This window comes from Nocardiopsis sp. FIRDI 009 (assembly GCF_003386285.1).
Lineage (GTDB): Bacteria > Actinomycetota > Actinomycetes > Streptosporangiales > Streptosporangiaceae > Nocardiopsis.
Genome location: NZ_QPNC01000001.1, coordinates 101,167 through 121,192 on the forward strand (window position 1 = coordinate 101,167; position 20,026 = coordinate 121,192).

Genomic DNA, 20,026 nt, shown 5'->3' on the forward strand with positions numbered 1-20,026 from the left:
ATCGCCTGCGCGGAGCGGACGTGGGCACGGGCAGCAACCTCTCGACAACGGACGTCCGTTCCAGCATGCCAGAGCCGGACCCGAAATCGTGCCAAGGTGTGACCCAGGAAGCCCGGTGGGTGGCGGGATGTCCGCCGTTCGGCACGGCGGCGTGTGCTCGCGTCTCCGGGCGCGGTTACCCTTCAACCGCAAGTGAGTCGACGGGGGTGCTGGGAGGCATCAGGTGCGTATCGCGCGTTTCGCGTCCGGGGATGAGGTCGGGTTCGGCCTGGTGGAGGCCGACACCGACAGCGGGGAGGAGTTCGTCGCCCGGCTCACCGGGCACCCCCTGCTCGGTGACATCACTCCGACCGGCGAGCGTGCCAAGCTCTCCGACGTCCGGCTCCTGTCGCCCGTCCTGCCCACCAAGGTGGTGTGCGTCGGCAAGAACTACGCCGACCACGTCGAGGAGATGCGCGAGGTGACGGGTGAGCCCACTGACGAGCCCGTGGTCTTCCTCAAGCCCTCCACGGCCGTGACCGGTCCCCAGGACCCGATCTTCCACCCCGCGGCGTCCGAGGAGGTCCACTTCGAGGGTGAGCTCGCCCTCGTCATCTCCCGGCCGTGCCGCGAGGTGCCCCGCGAGCGCGCCAAGGACGTCGTCTTCGGGTACACCGTGGCCAACGACGTCACCGCCCGCGACCTCCAGAAGCGCGACAAGCAGTGGACGCGGGCGAAGGGGTTCGACTCCTTCTGCCCCCTGGGGCCCTGGATCACCACCGGGCTGTCCATCGAGGAGGCCCAGAACCTGGCCCTGACCACGACGGTCGACGGTGAGGTCCGCCAGGACGGGCACACGTCCCGGTTCATCCACGACATCCCGGCCGTCATCGAGTACGTCACCTCGTTCATGACCCTGCTCCCGGGCGACGTGGTCCTCACGGGCACCCCGGCGGGTGTGGGTCGGGTGCGGGTCGGCCAGGAGGTCGCGGTGACCGTCGAGCGGATCGGTACCATCCGCAACCGCGTGGTCGCCCGGGACTGACTTTCGCGCGCCCCGAATCGACCCGGGGTGATCGGGGCTCCACCCCGCGCCACCAGGGGTGGGTCGCGGTTCCACACCGCGCGCCCCGAACCCCGGCGCGGCCGGGGTCGGCGGTACGCTCGGCCGTACCGCCGACCCCGGGAAATGGGAGGACCCCCGTGCCCAAGCGCCGACGTCCAGTGCCGCTCGTCATCGCCGGAGCGCTGGCCCTCGTGCTCGTCGCGCTGGGCGCGGGTCTGTGGGCCCTCACCCGGTTCGGACCCGTTGACCGCGACCCCGCGCAGGAGGCCCCCGTGCGCGAACCCAGCCGTGTCATGATCGCGGGCGACTCCATGACCCAGGGCGCCAACGGCGACTGGACCTGGCGCTACCGCCTGTGGAACCACCTCGCCCCGCACGTCGACGACCTGGACTTCGTCGGCCCCTACACCGACCCCGCGACACGGGACATGATGTTTCCGGTGCCGACCGAGGGGGACGGCGGGACGGACGCCCCGGGAGAGCCGACCGACCCGTCCGCGACCGGGTGGCCCGGTGACGACGGGGACCCCGGCACCGTCGAGTACCGTGACCCCGGCTTCGACCAGGACCACAACGCCCTGTGGGGGCGCACCCTGCTCGACGCGCTCGGCTCCATCGAGGAGGAGGTCCGGGTCCACCAGCCGGACGTGCTGTGCGTCATGATCGGCGTCAACGACCTGCTGTGGCCGGTGGAGACCGAGGAGATGGAGCGGCGCCTGCGCGACTACGTGGAGGCCGCCCGGCGGGGCAACCCGAACCTGCGCGTGGTGGTCGCCGAGGTGCCTCCCATCGCCCTCACCCAGACCGACGAGGGCTTCGCGTTGCGCGTGTACGCCTACAACCAGATCGTCCGCGAGGTGGCCGCCGACCTGTCCACGGACACCTCGCCCGTGGTCAGCGTGGACGTGGCCGGAATGGGCGGCTGGGACCCGACGGTGCACGCCTACGACGGCACCCACCCCAACGCCGACGGTGAGGTCAAGATCGCCGCGGCCTTCGCCGACGTCCTCTCGGCCCGGTTCGGCATGGGCCCCGCCTACCCCCGGCCCCTGTCCACCGCGACCTGACCCGGGGCGGCCGCCCCTTCGCGGTCCCGGCCCGACCGCCGCCCGTCAGCGATGTCCCGGAAGCGCACGTCCACCCCCGATACCCTGGTGGCCGTGACTGAGACTCCTATTCGTACCCGATTCGCCCCGTCCCCCACGGGCATGTTCCACGTGGGTGGCGCCCGTTCCGCGCTCTTCAACTGGGCCCTGGCGCAGCAGAGCCCCGAGGGGCGCATGGTGCTCCGCATCGAGGACACCGACGCGGCCCGCAACCGCCCGGAGTGGACCGACGGCATCATCCGCGCGCTGGCCTGGCTGGGGATCAGCGACGCCGACCCGCACTTCGAGGGACCCTACTTCCAGTCGTCCTACGCCGAGCAGCACCGCGAGACCGCCCAGCGCCTGTACGCGGAGGGCCGCGCCTACTTCTGCGACTGCACCCGCGAGCAGGTGCAGGAGCGCCGCGACAACCCGAACCTGGGCTACGACGGCTTCTGCCGCGACCGCGGGCTGGAGCCGGGTCCGGGACGCGCCCTGCGCTTCCGCGTCCCCGACGGCGGGCCGACGGTCGTCGAGGACCAGATCCGCGGGCTGGTGGAGTTCGACCACGCCGCCATCGAGGACTTCGTGATCGCCCGCGCCGACGGCTCCCCGCTCTTCGTCCTGGCCAACGTGGTCGACGACGTCGAGATGCGCATCACCCACGTCATCCGAGGTGAGGAGCACCTGTCCAACACCCCCAAGCAGCAGCTTTTGTGGGAGGCGCTGGGCCTGACCCCGCCGGTGTGGGCGCACCTGCCCGTGATCGTCAACGAGCAGCGCAAGAAGCTGTCCAAGCGCCGTGACAAGGTCGCCCTGGAGTCCTACCAGGAGGAGGGCTACCTGGCCGAGGCGATGGTCAACTACCTCATGCTGCTGGGCTGGGCGCCGGGCGACGACCGCGAGATCATGCCGTGGGAGGAGATGCGGCCGCTGTTCGACGTGGCGGACGTCAACAGCTCCAGCGCCTTCTTCGACGAGAAGAAGCTGCGCGCCTTCAACGGCGAGTACATCCGCGCCCTGGAACTGGACGACTTCATCCACCGCTGCCAGCCCTGGCTGTCCGGTGACGCCGCCCCCTGGGACCCGGCCGACTACGACCCCGCCGTGTTCCGTGCGGTCGCCCCGCTCGTGCAGAGCCGTGTGGCCGTGCTCAGCGAGATCGTGCCCAACGTGGACTTCCTGTTCCTCAGGGAGCCCGTGGAGGACGAGAAGAGCTGGAACAAGGCGATGAAGCCGGGCGTGGGCCGGGAGATGCTGGAGGCCGCCCAGGCCCGTTTCGCCGACCCGGCCCAGGAATGGACCGCCGACGCGCTGAAGACCGCCACGGAGGAGGCCGGTGCCTCGCTCGGGCTCAAGCTCGGCAAGGCGCAGGCGCCCGTGCGCGTCGCGGTGACCGGGCGCACGGTCGGCCTGCCGCTGTTCGAGTCGCTGGAGGTGCTCGGCCGTGACCGCGTCCTGGCCCGGATCGGCGCCGCGCTGGAGCGGCTCCGGTCCCAGGAGAAGGACGCCGCGCAGGTGTGAGGGGGTGGGGGTGGTCGGGGCCACAGCCCGGCCACCCCGATTCCGGTTCGCGAGTACTCCGAATGTCCGCTAGAGTTAACGACGTCGCCGAGGGGGACAGGGAAGCGAAAGCGGCCAGGTCCTTCCGAAAGCACTGGGGTATGGTGTAATCGGCAGCACGACTGATTCTGGTTCAGTTAGTCTAGGTTCGAGTCCTGGTACCCCAGCTCCGGTCTCACGGTTCGCCGTGAGCCGCACGGGTCGTCGACCCGACGTGCGCCCCCGTCGTCTAGTGGCCTAGGACGCCGCCCTCTCAAGGCGGTAACGGCGGTTCGAATCCGCTCGGGGGTACCACAGGGAGAGGCTCCCACACCGTGGGAGCTTTTCTTCTGGTCAGCGCGTGTCGCTGATGTCTGGTTCGAGCGGGTATCGTGGTCCTCACGGTCGCGCTCGGATCGTCCGGCCCCCGTCGTCTAGTGGCCTAGGACGCCGCCCTCTCAAGGCGGTAACGGCGGTTCGAATCCGCTCGGGGGTACACGTCACCGAAGGCCCCGCTCCGGGAGAGCGGGGCCTTCGCCGTGTACGGGGGTCAGTTCCCGCGACCCCGGCCGTGCGCCGTGGCCGACGGGATCACCAGCGACCTGATGAGCCGGTCGTTCCGGAAGTCGCGGGCGTGCACGGTCACCTCACCCTCGGCGGTGACCTCCACCCGCAGGCCCTGCGCCGCCGCACCGTCGACGGGCGTCTCACCGCCCCTGCCGTCGGGTCCGTACATGGTCTGGACGAACCCCGTGTTGACGCAGGTGAACCCGTCGGGGTGTCCTCCGGCCACGACCTTGCGGGCGGCCCAGTCGTCGCGCTCCAGGGACCAGTGCGTGTGCCCGGAGAAGAACACCACGTTGGGGTGGTCGCCCAGGATCTCCAGCAGTTCGGCCTCGTCGACGAAGTCCTGCTCGTAGAAGTCGGCGCGGTCCTCCCCCACGGAGCCGGAGACGCTCTCCGGAAGCACGTGGTGGCTGAAGACGAGCACCGGCCGCCCGGAGCGCCGGTAGCGGGACAGGTGCGCGTCCAGCCAGGACAGCTGTTCCCGGCCCAGGGTCACGAACAGGCTCCCGTCGCCGCCCGACCGCCGCGGCCGGGTCGTACCGATGGTCAGCAGCGGGACCCCGCCGACGACGGTTCTGGTGTACACGTCGGACATGCCCGTGTAGTCGAGGAAGCGGGAGACCTGGGTGTCGAACGGCTCGTCGGTGTACTGCTCGTGGTTGCCGAGGGTGCTCAGCACCAGCTCGGGGTGGGGGTGGGAGTCGAGCACCCCGTAGTAGTCCTCGTACTGGAAGGCGTGTCCCTGGCTGACCAGGTCGCCGTTGACCACCAGGGCGTCGGCGGCGCCCAGGGCGTTGAGCCTGTTCAGGGTCATGGAGAAGTCCCGCAGATCACCCTGGACGTCGGAGATCACGTCCAGGGTGGCGCTGACCCGCCCCCTGGGGCGGGCGAGCGCCTCGGCGGCCGGGAGGAAGGCCGTCCCGGTCGCGGCCAGGGCCGTTCCGGTGACGGTGGTCAGAAAGCCCCGTCGGGTCGCATGGGCCATGATGCCTCTCTTCGGTGGGAGGAGCGGATGTCTCCCGTGGGGAGACGGGCGCTCCGCACCGTAGGGTCGCCGGGTGGCCACGGGGAGTCGTGCGGGGGAACCCCGTGTGGCGGGTCGGGTGGCTCCCGCGCGAGGACCGACGCGGCCCGCCCGGGGCCCGCCGTGTCCGGTGTCCCTCAGCCCCCACGGGGGGCGACCAGGGCGGACATCCGCGCCAGCTCCTCCTCCGGCCCGCCCGACGCGGCCATCATCGCGACGAGCTGGTCGAGCAGCCAGTCGGCCAGGGCGTCGGCGGTCATCCCCCGCTCCCTGAGCCAGTGCATCACCGCGGTCTCCACGACCGAGTTCCAGCACCGCAGTGCCAGGACCAGCCTGGGGGAGGGGGCGGTGACCCCGACCCGCTCCAGGACCAGCAGCACCGTCGCGTCGCGCACACGGTCTATCTCGGCCTCGGTCTCCTCGGTGGCGACCATCGACCCGCCGTTGAGCAGCGCCGCGTACGCCGGGGCGTAGGAGTCGGCGAAGGCGATGAACGAGCGCAGGCCGAACCGCAGCTGGTCCAGCAACGGCAGGTCCGGCGGGGGGACCAGCCGCGTGATGAGTTCGTCCATCGCCTTCGCCAGCGCCTCCCGGCGCAGCTCGGCCATGTTGGGGAAGTAGCGGTAGACCAGTGCCCGGGACACGTCCGCCTCCTCCGCGATCTCCTCCGGGGTGACCTCACCGGGCGGCCGCCGCGCGAACACGTGCAGCGCCGTCCGGATCAGGTCCTCCCGGCGTTCCTGTGGCGCCATGCGGCGGGGCCGCCGCCTGGTCCCCGGCGCGGCCGCCGGGGCCTCCGACCGTGTGGTCACCCGCGCCTGGTGACGGTCGGTGCTGTGGGACACCACGGTCGTCGTGACCTCCTGAGAACGTCGTACGCCTTTCCCCGAACCTACCTCCCGGCCGTGGAGTCCGCCGTCCGCGGCCGGGACCTCAGACGTCGACGACCAGTCGCTCGCCCCTTCGGGCCCGGGAGACGCACAGCGCGAACTCCTCGCCGCGCGGTGAGCCGCCGGTGGGGCGGTCCCGGTGGTCGGGGACACCGGCCAGGAGGGGGACCCGGCAGGTGCCGCAGAAGCCCTGCCGGCAGGAGTACGGCGTCTCGGGACGCACCCCGCGGACCACGTCCAGCGCCGTCTCGTCGGCCGGGACGGACACCACCGGTCCGTCGCGGCCGAGCCGCAGCTCGAACGGTTCCCCGTCGACGACCGGCGCGGGCGCGAACCGTTCGGAGAAGAACGGGGTCCCGGCCGGCACCCGGGCGCGCACGGCGTTGATCAGCGGCGCCGGGCCGCACACGTACACCGCCGTCCCCGGGGTGAGCCCGGCCAGGAGCTCCTCGGCGTCGGGAGCGCCGTACTCGTCGTCGGGGCGCACGAACACCTCCGCGCCGTCGGGCAGTTCGTCGGTGAACGGCATGCTCTCCCGCGACCGGCCGGTGTACACCATCCGGAACGGGGTCCCCGAACGGTGCGCCTCGCGCGCCATCGGCAGGATCGGGGTGACACCGATCCCACCCGCGACGAACAGGTACCGGTCGGCGCGGGCGAAGGGGAAGGCGTTGCGCGGACCGCGCAGCCCCAGGGCGTCGCCCTCCTCCAGCGCGTGCACGAGCCCCGATCCGGTGCCGTCCGGGATCCGGCGGACGGCGATCCGGTAGGAGGAGCGGTCGCGGGGGTCGCCGTTGAGCGAGTACTGGCGGACGACGCCGCTGCCCAGGAGCACGTCCACGTGGTGCCCGGGCTGCCAGGCGGGCAGCGGTGTCCCCGGCCTCTCGTGGACGAGGGTGAGCGCGGCGACGTCCGGTGCCGGGCGCTCCACCCGCGCCACCCGGACCGGCAGGTCACCGGTGGGCGCCGGGGGCGGGTGCCCCGGCGGCAGCCTCGCGGTGACCGGCTCCACCACGTCGGCCAGCCAGGCGAGCCGCCGGAGGAAGCGGTCGGGGCCCGCGCCCCCGAACAGGCTCCGCGGTGGCCCGGGGCGGGCGTAGTACTCCGCGCTGTGCCTGACCCCCGGGGCGCCGTGGTCCGCGCGGTCGGCGCCGGTCACCGGGACACCCCCTGCTCGGCGGCCTCGGCCGCGCGGGCGGCGGGGGAGACGGCCAGGTAGGCGACGGCCTGACTCGTGGACCCGTGCTGGGAGGGGTGGTACTTCCGGCGCAGGTACTCGGGCACGGCGCGGACCAGGCGGCTCACGTGCGGGATCAGGCCGCGCCTGCCGTCGCGCAGCGCCCAGGAGGCGCGCGGTACGCGCCCGTCGACGCGGCCCCGCAGGTAGGGGTCGGCGCGGACGAGGAAGGCCACACCGCGCACCCACAGGGCGGCGAGCGCGGTCGCCGAGATGCCCATGGTCAGGGCCCGGCGGAGGTAGCCCCCGTCCACGTGCATGTACAGGTCGAAGGCGACGGAGCGGTGCTCGACCTCCTCCGCGCCGTGCCACCGCAGCAGGTCGAGCATGGTCTCGTCGGCGCCCGCCCGGTCGAGCTCCTCGGCGTCGAGCACCCACTGGCCGAGGACGGCGGTGTAGTGCTCGATCCCGGCGATGATCCCCAGCCGGGTGCGCAGCCAGGACTCGGCGCGCCGTCCGGTGAGGTCGCGGTCGCCGAGCACGATCCGGAAGAGCCAGGCGATCTGTTCCACGTACGGTGTCGGGTCCAGACCGTGGGCGTGCATGTGGTCGAGGACGCCCGCGTGCGCCTCGGCGTGCACGGCCTCCTGGCCGATGAACCCGAGGACCTGCTCGCGGAGCCGGTCGTCGGTGATGTACGGGACGGCCTGCTTGAAGACCTCGACGAACCACCGTTCGCCCTCGGGCAGCAGCAGGTGCAGCACGTTGATGACGTGGGTGGCGAACGGTTCGCCGGGGATCCAGTGCAGGTCCAGGCGGCTCCAGTCGAACTGGACGTCACGGGCGTGCAGGACCAGGTGTTCGGGTTCGTCCTGGCGGACGTCGGGTCCGGCGCCGCGCTCGACGGCTCCGGCGGTCACGGGTTCGGTGGTCATGGGTGTCTCCGGTGCGGTGCTGGGATGGGGGAGGACCGGCTCAGACCGGCGGGGAGAGGCGGGCGGCGGCGCGCAGCGCCCCGGGGCTGAGCCGGGACAGCAGCAGGCCCGCGTGGGCCTCGCCGGTGACGGGGATGATCTCCGGGTCGCGGTCGAGGGCGTCTGCGATGCGCCGGGCCGCCTTCTCGGGGGTGTAGCCGCGCAGCCGGTAGAGCCGGTTGAGGCGGTCCTTGGCGGCGGAGCGCTCGCCCATGCCCGACAGCCGGGCGTTGGAGATGATCCCGGTGTCGATCAGGCCGGGGCAGACCGCGGTGACGGTGACGCCGCTGTCGGCGAGCTCACCGCGCAGGCTCCGGCTGAGCATGAGGACGGCGGCCTTGGTGGCGGCGTAGGCGCCGTAGACGCGGGAGGGCAGGTAGGAGGCGGCCGAGGCGGTGTTGACGATGCGGCCGCCGCCTCCGGCCCCGACCATCATCGGGGCGAAGGCGCGGCAGCCGTGGATCACACCCCACAGGTTGACGTCCACGACCCGTTCCCAGTCCTCGGAGGTGGTGTCCAGGAACGGTCCGGCCACGCCGATCCCCGCGTTGTTGACCACGAGGTCGGGGACGCCGTACTCGTCGCGGACCCACTCGGCGAGCTTGGCCACGGCGGCGGCGTCGGTGACGTCCACGCGCTGGGCGCCGGCGCCGGGGGTGAGCAGGGCGGACAGTTCGGCGGTGCGCTCGGCGGCGGGGCCGTTGACGTCGACGGCGACGATCCGGGCGCCGCGCTCGGCGAGTTCGAAGCACAGCGAGCGGCCGATGCCGCTGCCCGCTCCGGTGACCACGGCGACCTGGCCGGTGAAGGCTCCGCCGTGGCGCCGGGCCTGCTGCGCGGTGCGGACGCGGCGCGGCCGGGGCGCCCCCGACTCGATCTCGGCGACGAGGGAGCGCACGCGCCTGGCGACGGCGGCCGGGCGTGAGCGCAGGGTCCAGTGGCCGCCCTGGAAGCGGTGGAAGCGCAGGTCCTCGACCCAGCGGGCGGCGTTGGACTGGACCTGGTCGACCATGAACGCGTCCCGGGTGGGTGCCAGAACCTGGACGGGCACGTCGGTGCGGCGTTCGGCGGGGCGGGTGAGGCGGGGGAGCATGTTGGCCCGGTAGAGCGCGAGTCCGTTGAGGTAGTCGCGGGTGGCGCGCCGGGCGGGGGTGTGCGGTCCGCCGCCGATCCGTTCGAGCGCGGACAGGGCGAGGCCGCCGACACCGGTCAGCCAGGCGGCCTCGGGGACGCCGGGCAGGTGGAAGAAGCCGATGTAGCCCGAGCGCACGGACTGGCGCAGTACGTGGCGCAGGCCGTCGGGACGGCGGCGCAACCAGTGGCCCGCGTGGTCGAGGTTGGGTCCGGAGACCGCGGTGTAGGAGGCGAACCGGTGCGCGTGGGCGGGTTCGGTGACCGCGTGCCAGGACTGGATGGCGCCCCAGTCGTGGCCGACGAGGTGGACGGGCGCGTCGGGGCTGACCGCGTCGGCGACGGTGACCACGTCCCGGGCGAGCTGGTCCATCCGGTAGCCGGAGCGGTCGTCGGGGGCGGTGGAGCGTCCGGCGCCGCGCACGTCGTAGGCGACGACGTGGTGGTCGGCGGCGAGGTCCGCGGCGAGGGCGGCCCAGACCGAGGCGTTGTCGGGGTAGCCGTGGACGAGCAGGAGGGTGGGGCGCGCGGGGTCCCCGGCGGTGTGGACGGCCAGGCGTTGGCCGTCGGAGGCGGTGACGTGGCCGTGGGGGTGCAACGGGGAGTTCATCGGGTCACCTCGGTGGTGGGGGAGGGCGACGAGACGGGGGGAGCCGGAGCCGGAGGCTCTCCGCCGCGGGTGCGGGAGTCCCAGCGGCGCACGTGCGGCAGGTCGTCGTCGAGCCAGTGGGCGTCGTCCTCGGTGACGACGAGGATCTCCTCGAACTTCACGCCGATGTCGCGGAAGCCGATGTGGGGTTCGACGGCCCACATGCCGGGGGTGGCGGGGTGGGCGGAGATGTCGCCGTCCGCCCACAGGGGGGAGCGGTGGTGCATGCGCTCGACGACGAGGTCGCCGACGAGGGTCTGGAGGGAGCGGACGCCGAAGCCCGCGACGACCGCCCGGGGCAGTCTCGAACGGACCTTCCCGACCTGGTGGGCGATGACGCGGCCCGGATACACCTGGTGGCGGTTGTCGTAGCCCTGGTCGCGGATGAGGGCGTCGACGGCGCGGTAGACGCTCTGGAGGGTGTCGCCCGCGCGGACCCGCTCGACGATGAGGTCCCGGTGGGCGCGCAGGTCGTCCATGAGGCGGTCGTGCAGGGGGTTCTCTCCGAGGTAGCCGGAGTAGCCGATGTCGGCGACGTACCCGTCGCGGACGGGGGCGCAGTCGAGGATGAACGGCATCCCCTCCTCCAGCCTGCGCCGGGACGGGAAGAACTGGAGGGGAACCCTGAAGCCGCGGAAGGCGGTGCGGTCGCCGAACCAGGCGAAGGGGGTGTGGAACCAGTCCTGGACCCCGTGCCCTTCGAGGTGCTCGCGGACGCGGCGGGCCGCCTCGCGTTCGGTGACGCCGGGTTCGAGGGTCGCCGCCACGTCGCTGGCGGCCCGGTAGGCGAGCTGTTGGAGCTCGCGGAAGGCGTCGAGCTCGGCCTGAGGGGGCGTGTCCCCGGTCACTTTCGTGTGAGACATTCTGTCATGTTAGACATCATGTCAATAAGTGTCCACGGTCGGGGCGGCCTTCGCGCGTACGGAAACGACCGCGCCCGCCGGGGTGCGGCGGGCGCGGTCGTCGTTCGGTGCGCTGTGGGTCGGTGGTGGCTGGTGCGTCGCGGGGACTACGGGACTACGGGGCGGCGGGTGTCGGTTGTGGCTGGTGGTGGCTGTGGAGAGGGCCGCGCCGCGGAGCGGTCTTGAGCGTTCTCTAGCGCCCCTCGTAGGTGTGCAGCGACTCGCTGATCTTCTCGGCGGCCGACAGCACCGCCTGGGAGTGCATCCGTCCGGGTGAGCGGGTCAGGCGTTCTATCGGTCCGGATACCGAGACGGCGGCGATCACGCGTCCGCCCGGTCCGGACACCGGGGCCGACACCGAGGCGACGCCCTGCTCGCGTTCGGCCACGCTCTGGGCCCAGCGGCGGCGGCGCACCTGGGCCAGGCTGGCCGCCGTGAAGCGGGCGCCCACCAGGGAGCGGCGGATACGGTCCGGGTCCTCCCAGGCGAGCAGCACCTGGGCGGCGGAGCCGGCGTTCATCGGCAGTTCGCTGCCGACGGGCACCGTGTCGCGCAGGCCGCTGGTGCGCTCGGAGGCGGCCACGCAGACCCGCAGGTCGCCCTGGCGACGGTAGAGCTGGGCGCTCTCCCCCGTCAGGTCGCGCAACTGGACGAGCACGGGCGCGGCCACGGCCAGGAGCCGGTCCTCGCCGGTGGCGATGGAGAGCTCGCCCAGGCGCGGGCCCAGCACGAACCGCCCCTGGCTGTCGCGGGCGACCATGCGGTGCCGCTCCAGGGCGACGGCCAGGCGGTGCGCGGTGGGTCGCGCCAGACCGGTGATCTGTACCAGTTGGGCGAGGGATGCCGGACCCGACTCCAACGCGTCGAGGACGGACATCGTCTTGTCCAGCACACCGACGCCGCTGGATGAGCTAGAGTTGTCCATGACTTGATATTGCCGTCTCGAAATATGGAATGCAAGTCAGCCCGCACGTCCGCGCTGGGTCCGCCACGACACGGGCCCGAGACGAAGAACGAGAGAGGCGATCGCCCATGGCACGCACGATGGCCGAGAAGGTCTGGGAGGAGCACGTCGTCCGACGTGCCGACGGCGAGCCGGACCTGCTCTACATCGACCTCCACCTGGTCCACGAGGTGACCAGCCCGCAGGCCTTCGAGGGGCTGCGTCTGGCCGGCCGTAGCGTGCGGCGTCCCGACCTGACCATCGCGACCGAGGACCACAACGTCCCCACCCAGAACCTGCTCGCCCCGATCGCCGACCCCGTCTCCCGCAAGCAGGTCGAGACCCTGCGCAAGAACTGCTCGGACTTCGGGGTGCGCCTGCACCCCATGGGCGACATCGAGCAGGGCGTCGTGCACGTCGTCGGCCCCCAGCTGGGGCTGACCCAGCCCGGCATGACCATCGTCTGCGGTGACAGCCACACCAGCACCCACGGCGCGTTCGGCGCGCTGGCCTTCGGCATCGGCACCAGCCAGGTCGAGCACGTGCTGGCCACCCAGACGCTGCCCCTGGCCCCGTTCAAGACCATGGCCGTCACGGTCAACGGCCAGCTCAAGCCCGGAGTGTCGGCCAAGGACATCATCCTCGCGGTCATCGCCAAGATCGGCACCGGCGGCGGTCAGGGCTACGTCATCGAGTACCGCGGCGAGGCCATCGAGTCGCTGTCGATGGAGGCCCGCATGACGGTGTGCAACATGTCCATCGAGGCGGGCGCCCGGGCGGGGATGATCGCCCCCGACCAGACCACGTTCGACTACATCCGGGGCCGGGCCCACGCCCCGAAGGGCGAGGACTTCGACGCGGCCGTCGAGCACTGGAAGAGCCTGCGCACCGACGAGGGCGCCGTCTTCGACGCCGAGGTGGTCCTGGACGCCGACGAGCTGAGCCCGTTCGTCACCTGGGGCACCAACCCCGGTCAGGGCGTGCCGCTGGACGCCTCCGTGCCCGACCCCGCCTCCTTCGAGGACCCCAGCGCGCGCGCCGCCGCCGAGAAGGCCCTGGCCTACATGGACCTGGCCCCCGGCACGCCGATGCGCGAGGTGCGCGTCGACACCGTCTTCCTGGGCTCGTGCACCAACGGCCGCATCGAGGACCTGCGCGCCGCGGCCGAGATCATGCGCGGCCGCAAGGTCGCCGAGGGCGTCCGCATGCTGGTCGTTCCGGGCTCCATGCGGGTCAAGGAGCAGGCCAACGAGGAGGGGCTCGGCAGGGTCTTCGAGGAGGCCGGCGCCGAGTGGCGCGAGGCCGGGTGCTCGATGTGCCTGGGCATGAACCCGGACCAGCTCAAGCCGGGTGAGCGCAGCGCCTCCACGTCCAACCGCAACTTCGAGGGCCGTCAGGGCCGCGGCGGCCGCACCCACCTGGTGTCGCCCCAGGTGGCCGCGGCCACGGCGGTGCGCGGAACGCTGTCCTCGCCCGCCGACCTGGTGTCCCTGTAGGACCCCGACCAGCTAGGAGAGACCTGTCATGGAGAAGATCGACGTCCACACCGGTCGGGCCGTCCCGCTGCGCGCCAGCAACGTCGACACCGACCAGATCATCCCCGCCGTCTACCTCAAGCGCGTGAGCCGGACCGGCTTCGAGGACGGCCTGTTCGCCGAGTGGCGCCAGGACGAGGACTTCGTCCTGAACCGCCCGGAGTACTCCGGCGCGTCCGTGCTGGTGGCGGGGCCGGACTTCGGCACCGGCTCCTCGCGTGAGCACGCCGTGTGGGCCCTGAAGGACTACGGCTTCCGCGCGGTGCTGTCGTCGCGCTTCGCGGACATCTTCCGGGGCAACTCGCTCAAGGGCGGGCTGCTGACCGTCCTGCTGCCCCAGGAGGTCATCGAGAGGCTGTGGGAGACCGTCGAGGCCGATCCCACCACCGAGGTGACCGTCGACCTGGTCAACCGCGAGGTCCGCGCCCCCGGTGTCCGGGAGTCCTTCGAACTGGACGACTACACCCGGTGGCGGTTGATGGAGGGGCTGGACGACATCGCCCTGACGCTGCGTCACACGGAGGAGATCGGGGCGTTCGAGCAGAACCGCAGGAGCTGGCTCCCGGTGACCCTGTAGGCGCCGGATCGTGCTCTGGGACGGGGCCGGAGGGATGTGTGACTCAGCACACCCGGCGGCCCCGAAATATTTTACCTTTACTTGGTGTGACCGGCCGGTCGCGGGGTTTGCGTCCCCAATCTCGTCATGTGACGTGCCCGGAATCCGGTTATACGTAGGCATTTGAGGCTCACACAAGGGGTCAAAAGGGACTCGTGGGACGCTGTCTCGCGACTCGGTTCCACCGCCTTCCGCGACTGGCGCGCAGGTGGGGGAGGGGCCGACACGCCTTCCCCGCAGGCGTTTGTATTTGTGTAACGGCCCGGGCTTCCCCTAATTTCGTGCGAGCAAGGGGGAACCGGAGGAACCTTATGAACAAGCGTGACCTGATCGACGCGATCTCCGATCGGCTCGGAGACAAGAAGACCGCGACCGAAGCGGTCAACGCTGTGCTCGAGACGATTCAGGAGACCGTGGCGAAGGGCGACAAGGTCGCCATCACGGGCTTCGGTGTGTTCGAGAAGTCCGAGCGCGCGGCCCGTACCGCGCGCAACCCCGCCACCGGGGCCACCATCAACGTCCCCGCGACCAAGGTCCCGAAGTTCCGCGCTGGCGCTGACTTCAAGGAACGGGTCAACAAGGGGGCCTAGGCCCGCCGTCGCGAAGGATCGGTCGTTCCGCCCGGGTTCCCACGGGGCCCGGGCGGTTTGCTGTTCCGGGACACCGGGGCCTGGGCGGAACGCCGCCACCGGCCCGTGTCGAGCACGGGGGCGGGCCCCTCCAGCCGCTCCAGCAGGCTCCGGGTACGCGCCCCCACCCCCAGGCGGACCGCCGCGCGCAGGTCCTCGGGGGTGTCCACGTCCCGCCGGACCGAGTCGACGTCCGGAACCACCAGCTCCCGGGCGCCCGAGGCCAGGTGCCGGGCACGGGAGGCCCCCTCGAAGGCGGGCAGGAACGGGGCGCCCGGGGCCGAGGCGAGCGCGGTCGTGCCCACCCCGGGCGCGTCCGGCAGGAAGGACCGGCGCTGACCGGCCGCCGCGGTCAGGACCCGGCCGAGCTCCTCCGGGCGCAGCGCGGGCAGGTCCGCGGACAGGGCGCACACCCCGAAGCCGGGCAGACGCCGCCGCGCGACCGCCGCCCCGTGCCGCAGCGCGGGGTTGAGCCCCGTTCCCGGCTCACCGCCGACCACGACCGCCCCCAGGGCGGCGAGTGCGTCACGGGCCCGGTCGTCGTCGGTGACCACGAAGACCGAGGCGACCGCGGGACAGGCGAGCGCCGCGGCCACGGTGTCGCAGGCCACGGCCAGTGCGAGATCGCCCCGGAGCGGTCCGACGGCCCGGGCCAGTCGCGACTTGGCCCGGTCGAGGTGCTTGACTGGGACGAGCAGGGACCAGCGCACCCCGGCGCGCGCGGCCCCGTCTCGCTCTCCGAAACCGGTCACGGTCCCCCCGGGGCGTCGGTGCGGCAAGGGCAGTGACACGAGGGTAGGCGGTCGGGGACGGGCGCGGCGCGGGGCCCCGGACGGGGGTCGGATCGGTGACCCGCCTGGTGACGTCCGTCTCCGGGCTGGAGGAGCGGGTACCGGCCCTAGACTGAACCGGTTGTGCTTCGGGTCCCGGACGGGCCGGGAGCGATGAAGTGAGGAGTCCCGTGGCCAAGCAACGAGAATCACGGTGGGTGAAGGTGGTCGTGGCGTGCATCGTGCGCCCCCTCCTCAGGCTGGTGACCAAGCCCGTCTGGTCGGGGACGGAGCACGTTCCCGCCCGGGGCGGGGTGATCATCGCCGCCAACCACCTGTCCACGGTCGACCCGTTGACGGTCGCGCACTTCATGTACGTCGGGGCGCGCCGCTGGCCGACCTTCACGATGAAGGACGCGGTCATGCGGATCCCGGTGGTGCGGTCGGTGGCCAAGAGCACCGGGCAGATCCCCATCAAGCGCGGCAGCACGGACGCGATCAAGGCCCTGAAGGAGGCCGAGACCGCGCTCACCCGGGACGGCGCGTCTGTGGTCTTCTACCCGGAGGGCACCTGCACGCGCGACCCCGAGCTGTGGCCGATGACCGCCAAGACCGGGGTGGCCCGCCTGGCGCTGAGCACGGGGGTTCCCGTGGTGCCGGTGGCGCACTGGGGCGAGCAGCACATCCTCCCCTACCAGGGGAAGAAGAAGCTCAGCCTGTTCCCGCCCAAGCGCGTGGAGTTCCGCGCCGGGCCGCCGGTGGACCTGGACAGGTTCCGGGACAAGCCGCTGACCGCCACGGTCCTGAGCGAGGCCACCGAGGCGATCATGCGCGACATCACCGCGCTCCAGGCCAAGATCCGGGGTGAGGAGCCGCCGGCGGTGCCCTACGACATGAAGCGGGCGCGGGTCCAGGCCCGGTCCGAGCGCGACGGCGGGACGGCCGACGACGGCCCGGCGGAGCGGGCCGCCGGGGGCGAGGACGACAATGGGAAGAACGAGGCGTGACGGGGTTGACGGGCAGCGACAAGGTGAGGATCGCCGTGCTCGGCGCCGGTTCCTGGGGAACCGTGTTCGCCAACATCGTCGCGGACGCGGCGGACCGGGCACGGGAGGAGGAACCGGGCGGTCCGGCGGTCGAGGTCGTGCTGTGGGGGCGGCGCGCGTCGGTCGTGGACGCGATCAACGCGACCTCGGAGAACCCGGACTACTTCCCCGGGATCGCGCTGAACCCGAGGCTGCGCGCGACCGCCGACGTGGCCGAGGCGGTCGCCGACGCGGACGTGGTGGTCCTCGCGGTTCCGTCCCAGACGCTGCGGGCCAACCTCGTCCAGTGGCGGGAGCACCTGCGCGAGGACGCGGTGATCGTCAGCCTGATGAAGGGCGTGGAACTGGGCACGCTGCTGCGGGTCAGCCAGATCGTCGCCGAGGTCCTGGAGTACCCGGAGGAGCGGATCGCGGTGGTCTCGGGCCCCAACCTGGCCCGGGAGATCGCCGAGCGCCAGCCCGCCACCGCCGTGGTGGCCTGCCCCCGCGAGGAGACGGCGGTCTGGCTCCAGGGGCTGTTCAAGGCGCCGTACTTCCGCCCCTACACCAGCACCGACCTGGTCGGGGTGGAGATCGGCGGCGCGATGAAGAACGTCATCGGGCTCGCCGTGGGCGTCGCCGAGGGGATGGGCTTCGGGGACAACACCAAGGCGTCCCTCATCACCCGGGGTCTGGCCGAGACGACGCGGCTCGCCGTGACCCTCGGCGCCGACGAGCACACCCTGTCCGGTCTGGCCGGGATGGGTGACCTCGTGGCGACATGCTCCTCGCCGCTGTCGCGCAACCGAACATTCGGTGAGAAACTGGGCGCGGGCAAGACCCTGGAACAGGTCGTCGCGGAGACCAGCCAGACGGCCGAGGGGGTCAAGTCCTCACAGTCGATCCTCGAACTGGGCTGGCGCCACGGCGTCGACATGCCGATCACCGAGGCCGTCGTCAAGATGATGCACCACGACCTGAGCCCCGCCGAGGCGCTGGCCGCGTTCATGGCGCGCAGCGCCAAGCCCGAGCGCTACGGGGTCTGAGAGAGAGCAGCATGCCGCGGATACCCGACCCCGGGCCCGACACGGAGTACACCCTGGCGCAGCGCCTCCCGCACGCGCCGGTCCCGGCCGAGCGCCCGATGCGGATGCCCGTCCACCGGGCCACCACCTACGAGTTCCGCACCTCGCGGGAGTACGCCGACGTACTGGCGGGGACCCGGAGGGGCTACTCCTACGCGCGGATCGACAACCCCACGGTGGACGCGTTCGCCGAGGGGGTCGCCACGCTGGAGGGCGACGGCCTGCGCACCCCGGTGCGGGGGCAGGCGTTCGCGTCGGGCATGGCGGCGATCAGCACGGTACTCATGGCGCTGACCGAGGCAGGGGCGCACGTCGTGGCCGCACGGTCCATCTACGGCAACACCTATTCGCTGCTCGACGGGCTGCTGCGGCGGTTCGGCGTGCGGACGGACTTCGTGGACATCACCGACCTGGACGCGGTGCGCGCGGCCGTGCGGCCGGACACGCGGGTGGTGTTCACCGAGACGCTGTCCAACCCCACGATGGCGGTGTCCGACCTGCCCGCGCTGGCCCGGATCGCGCGGGAGGCGGGTGCGGCCCTCGTCGTGGACTCCACCTTCGCCTCCCCCGTGGTGTGCCGGCCGCTGGAGCACGGCGCCGACGTCGTGGTGCACTCGGCCACCAAGTACATCGGCGGGCACAGCGACGCCACGGGCGGTGTGGTGGTGGCCTCGCCCGAGTTGGTCGACCGGATCCGCGCCGCCCGAATCGACCTGGGGCCGTGCCTGGCCCCGGACGAGGCCTACCTGCTGCACCGGGGACTGGAGACCCTGCCGCTGCGGGTCCAGCGGCAGTGCGAGTCCGCCGCCGCGTTCGCCGCCGCCTTGGAGGGACATCCGAGGGTGGAACGGGTCGACCACCCGTCCCTGGCCTCGCACCCGCAGGCCGAGCTGGCGGCCAAGCTGTTCGACGCCGGAAGGGCCGGCGGCGTCGTGACCGTGCACCACCGGGACGGAGGGGAGGCCGGGATGGCCTTCGCCGACCGGCTCCGGCTGGGGACGGTCGCCGCCTCACTGGGTGGGACACACACGCTGGTGGGGCACGTCGCCTCCACCACGCATCGGCAGATGAGCGAGATCGAGCTGGCGGACGCGGGTATCTCACCTGGAGCGGTGCGGTTCTCCATCGGGCTGGAGGACCCCCGGGACCTCATCGACGACGCACTCGCGGCGCTCGATGCGGACATCTGACACGAACAGGGGCGTTTCTCCGGTTCCGGTTCCACCAAAAGGCGAGATAAGGTCAGGCAGCATGTCGTCCGAGCAGCGCAAGATTCGGGTCGCCGTCGTCTTCGGCGGTCGTAGTTCCGAGCACGAGATCTCCTGCGTCACCGCGGGCAGCGTCCTGTCCGTCGTCGACCACGACCGCTACGAGATCGTGCCGGTCGGCATCACCAAGAGCGGCAACTGGGTCCTGGCCCCGGCCGACCCCGAACGGTTGCGGATCGACGCGAAGACCAAGGCGCTGCCGTCCGTCGCCGAGGACGGCACGGACCTGGCTCTGCCGTTCGACGCCGCCGGTCAGCTGATGACCGTCGACCCCGAGCAGGGTGTGGAGCGCCTGGCCGGGGTGGACGTCGTGCTGCCGCTCCTGCACGGGCCGTTCGGTGAGGACGGCACCATCCAGGGGCTGTTCGAGATGATGGGCGTGCGCTACGCGGGCGCCGGGGTCTTCTCCAGCGCCGCCGCCATGGACAAGGTGTTCATGAAGGCGATGCTCATCGGCAACGGCATCCCCACCAGCGACTACGTGGCGGTCACCGACCGGCAGTGGCGGACCGAGCGCAAGAGGGTGCTCGACGACGTCGCCGATCTGGGCGGGACCGTCTTCGTCAAGCCCGCCCGCGCGGGCAGCAGCGTCGGCATCAGCAAGGTGGACGACGCGGGGAACACCGACGCGGTGATCGCCGCCGTCGAGGCGGCGCGGGAGCACGACCCCAAGGTGCTGGTGGAGGCCCAGGTCGTCGGCCGCGAGATCGAGTGCGGTGTGCTGGAGGCCGAGGACGGCGGGACCCCCGACGTCTCCCTCCCCGCCGAGGTGCACGTCGCGGACGGGTTCGACTTCTACGACTTCGAGGCCAAGTACCTGTCCACGAGCAGCCTGACCATTCCGGCGCGGATCCCGGAGGAGGCCACCGCCCGACTGCGCGGCATGGCGGCCGAGGTGTTCGAGGCGATGGGCTGCGAGGGCCTGGCACGGGTCGACTTCTTCTACACCGAGGACGGTGAGATCCTCGTCAACGAGCTGAACACGATGCCCGGCTTCACCCCGGCGTCGGCGTTCCCGCAGATGTGGGGGGCGACCGGCGTCGACTACGCCACACTCGTCGACCGGATGATCACCACGGCCCTGCGCCGGAACCCCGGTCTGCGCTAGGAACCCTCGAAGGGCGGGTGGCCGGCCGGTCACCCGCCCTTCGCGTGCGCCGGAGCACCGG

At 72.1% G+C, this 20,026-nt stretch carries 18 protein-coding genes and 3 tRNA genes; 13 read left to right on the top strand and 8 right to left on the bottom strand.

Annotation, left to right across the window (positions count from 1 at the left end; genetic code table 11):
- The first annotated feature begins 223 nt into the window (after positions 1-223).
- The 6 genes from DVR05_RS00380 to DVR05_RS00405 all read left to right on the top strand — a co-directional run bounded on the left by DVR05_RS00380 (position 224) and on the right by DVR05_RS00405 (position 4,168).
- Positions 224-1,024: a fumarylacetoacetate hydrolase family protein gene (locus DVR05_RS00380; protein WP_116243763.1), complete on the top strand. Its 801-nt coding sequence runs from the start codon at positions 224-226 to the stop codon at positions 1,022-1,024.
- A 158-nt stretch (positions 1,025-1,182) separates the two neighbouring features.
- Complete coding sequence (locus DVR05_RS00385) at positions 1,183-2,112, top strand: GDSL-type esterase/lipase family protein (RefSeq protein ID WP_116243764.1); 930 nt, start codon at positions 1,183-1,185, stop codon at positions 2,110-2,112.
- Between the two features lie 93 nt (positions 2,113-2,205).
- Positions 2,206-3,654: a glutamate--tRNA ligase gene (gene gltX, locus DVR05_RS00390; protein WP_116243952.1), complete on the top strand. Its 1,449-nt coding sequence runs from the start codon at positions 2,206-2,208 to the stop codon at positions 3,652-3,654.
- 134 nt (positions 3,655-3,788) lie between these two features.
- Positions 3,789-3,860, top strand: a tRNA-Gln gene (locus DVR05_RS00395).
- Between the two features lie 51 nt (positions 3,861-3,911).
- Positions 3,912-3,987 (top strand) — tRNA-Glu (locus tag DVR05_RS00400).
- A gap of 108 nt (positions 3,988-4,095) precedes the next feature.
- A tRNA-Glu gene (locus tag DVR05_RS00405) sits at positions 4,096-4,168 on the top strand.
- A 54-nt stretch (positions 4,169-4,222) separates the two neighbouring features.
- Here the strand turns inward: DVR05_RS00405 and DVR05_RS00410 are convergent.
- The 7 genes from DVR05_RS00410 to DVR05_RS00440 all read right to left on the bottom strand — a co-directional run bounded on the left by DVR05_RS00410 (position 4,223) and on the right by DVR05_RS00440 (position 11,863).
- On the bottom strand, positions 4,223-5,224 hold the full coding sequence (locus tag DVR05_RS00410) for a DUF4073 domain-containing protein (RefSeq protein WP_116243765.1): 1,002 nt from the start codon (positions 5,222-5,224) through the stop codon (positions 4,223-4,225).
- Between the two features lie 176 nt (positions 5,225-5,400).
- A complete protein-coding gene (locus DVR05_RS00415; RefSeq protein WP_116243953.1) occupies positions 5,401-6,015 on the bottom strand; it encodes a TetR/AcrR family transcriptional regulator in 615 nt (204 codons plus the stop codon).
- Positions 6,016-6,196: 181 nt separating this feature from the next.
- The gene (locus tag DVR05_RS00420; RefSeq protein WP_198658975.1) at positions 6,197-7,312 is read right to left on the bottom strand and encodes a PDR/VanB family oxidoreductase; all 1,116 of its coding nucleotides are present in this window, start codon (positions 7,310-7,312) and stop codon (positions 6,197-6,199) included.
- Positions 7,309-8,265, bottom strand: a complete 957-nt coding sequence (locus tag DVR05_RS00425; RefSeq protein WP_232831900.1) for a metal-dependent hydrolase — start codon at positions 8,263-8,265, stop codon at positions 7,309-7,311. Before DVR05_RS00425 ends, DVR05_RS00420 begins: the two co-directional genes overlap by 4 nt.
- Before the next feature lie 40 nt (positions 8,266-8,305).
- The gene (locus DVR05_RS00430) at positions 8,306-10,045 is read right to left on the bottom strand and encodes an SDR family oxidoreductase (protein ID WP_116243766.1); all 1,740 of its coding nucleotides are present in this window, start codon (positions 10,043-10,045) and stop codon (positions 8,306-8,308) included.
- On the bottom strand, positions 10,042-10,947 hold the full coding sequence (locus tag DVR05_RS00435; protein WP_232831901.1) for a M24 family metallopeptidase: 906 nt from the start codon (positions 10,945-10,947) through the stop codon (positions 10,042-10,044). Before DVR05_RS00435 ends, DVR05_RS00430 begins: the two co-directional genes overlap by 4 nt.
- Positions 10,948-11,179: 232 nt before the next feature.
- Positions 11,180-11,863 (bottom strand): IclR family transcriptional regulator, encoded by a 684-nt coding sequence (locus DVR05_RS00440; protein WP_026127527.1) that lies wholly within the window; start codon positions 11,861-11,863, stop codon positions 11,180-11,182.
- 155 nt (positions 11,864-12,018) lie between these two features.
- Here DVR05_RS00440 and leuC point away from each other — a divergent pair, with 155 nt between their 5' ends.
- The 3 genes from leuC (at position 12,019) to DVR05_RS00455 (ending at position 14,670) form a co-directional block, all read left to right on the top strand.
- Entirely contained in the window at positions 12,019-13,425 is a 1,407-nt protein-coding gene (gene leuC, locus DVR05_RS00445) for a 3-isopropylmalate dehydratase large subunit (RefSeq protein ID WP_116243767.1), read from the top strand.
- A 28-nt stretch (positions 13,426-13,453) separates the two neighbouring features.
- Positions 13,454-14,041 carry a 3-isopropylmalate dehydratase small subunit gene (gene leuD / locus DVR05_RS00450; RefSeq protein WP_116243768.1) on the top strand — a complete coding sequence of 196 codons (588 nt, stop codon included), beginning with the start codon at positions 13,454-13,456 and terminating at the stop codon, positions 14,039-14,041.
- 350 nt (positions 14,042-14,391) lie between these two features.
- Complete coding sequence (locus tag DVR05_RS00455; protein WP_116243769.1) at positions 14,392-14,670, top strand: HU family DNA-binding protein; 279 nt, start codon at positions 14,392-14,394, stop codon at positions 14,668-14,670.
- On the opposite strand, the gene cofC is transcribed toward DVR05_RS00455, so the two are convergent.
- Positions 14,667-15,461 carry a 2-phospho-L-lactate guanylyltransferase gene (cofC, locus tag DVR05_RS00460; protein WP_232831902.1) on the bottom strand — a complete coding sequence of 265 codons (795 nt, stop codon included), beginning with the start codon at positions 15,459-15,461 and terminating at the stop codon, positions 14,667-14,669. The genes DVR05_RS00455 and cofC overlap by 4 nt on opposite strands.
- Before the next feature lie 209 nt (positions 15,462-15,670).
- On the opposite strand from cofC, the gene DVR05_RS00465 reads away from it, so the two are divergent.
- The 4 genes from DVR05_RS00465 (at position 15,671) to DVR05_RS00480 (ending at position 19,965) form a co-directional block, all read left to right on the top strand.
- Positions 15,671-16,486, top strand: coding sequence for a 1-acyl-sn-glycerol-3-phosphate acyltransferase (locus DVR05_RS00465; protein ID WP_116243770.1), 816 nt, complete (start codon positions 15,671-15,673; stop codon positions 16,484-16,486).
- Positions 16,483-17,550 carry an NAD(P)H-dependent glycerol-3-phosphate dehydrogenase gene (locus DVR05_RS00470; RefSeq protein WP_116243771.1) on the top strand — a complete coding sequence of 356 codons (1,068 nt, stop codon included), beginning with the start codon at positions 16,483-16,485 and terminating at the stop codon, positions 17,548-17,550. The genes DVR05_RS00465 and DVR05_RS00470 overlap by 4 nt, the downstream gene beginning before the upstream one ends.
- An 11-nt stretch (positions 17,551-17,561) precedes the next feature.
- Entirely contained in the window at positions 17,562-18,779 is a 1,218-nt protein-coding gene (locus DVR05_RS00475; RefSeq protein ID WP_116243772.1) for a PLP-dependent aspartate aminotransferase family protein, read from the top strand.
- Between the two features lie 61 nt (positions 18,780-18,840).
- Complete coding sequence (locus DVR05_RS00480) at positions 18,841-19,965, top strand: D-alanine--D-alanine ligase family protein (protein WP_116243773.1); 1,125 nt, start codon at positions 18,841-18,843, stop codon at positions 19,963-19,965.
- The last annotated feature ends 61 nt before the right edge of the window (positions 19,966-20,026 follow it).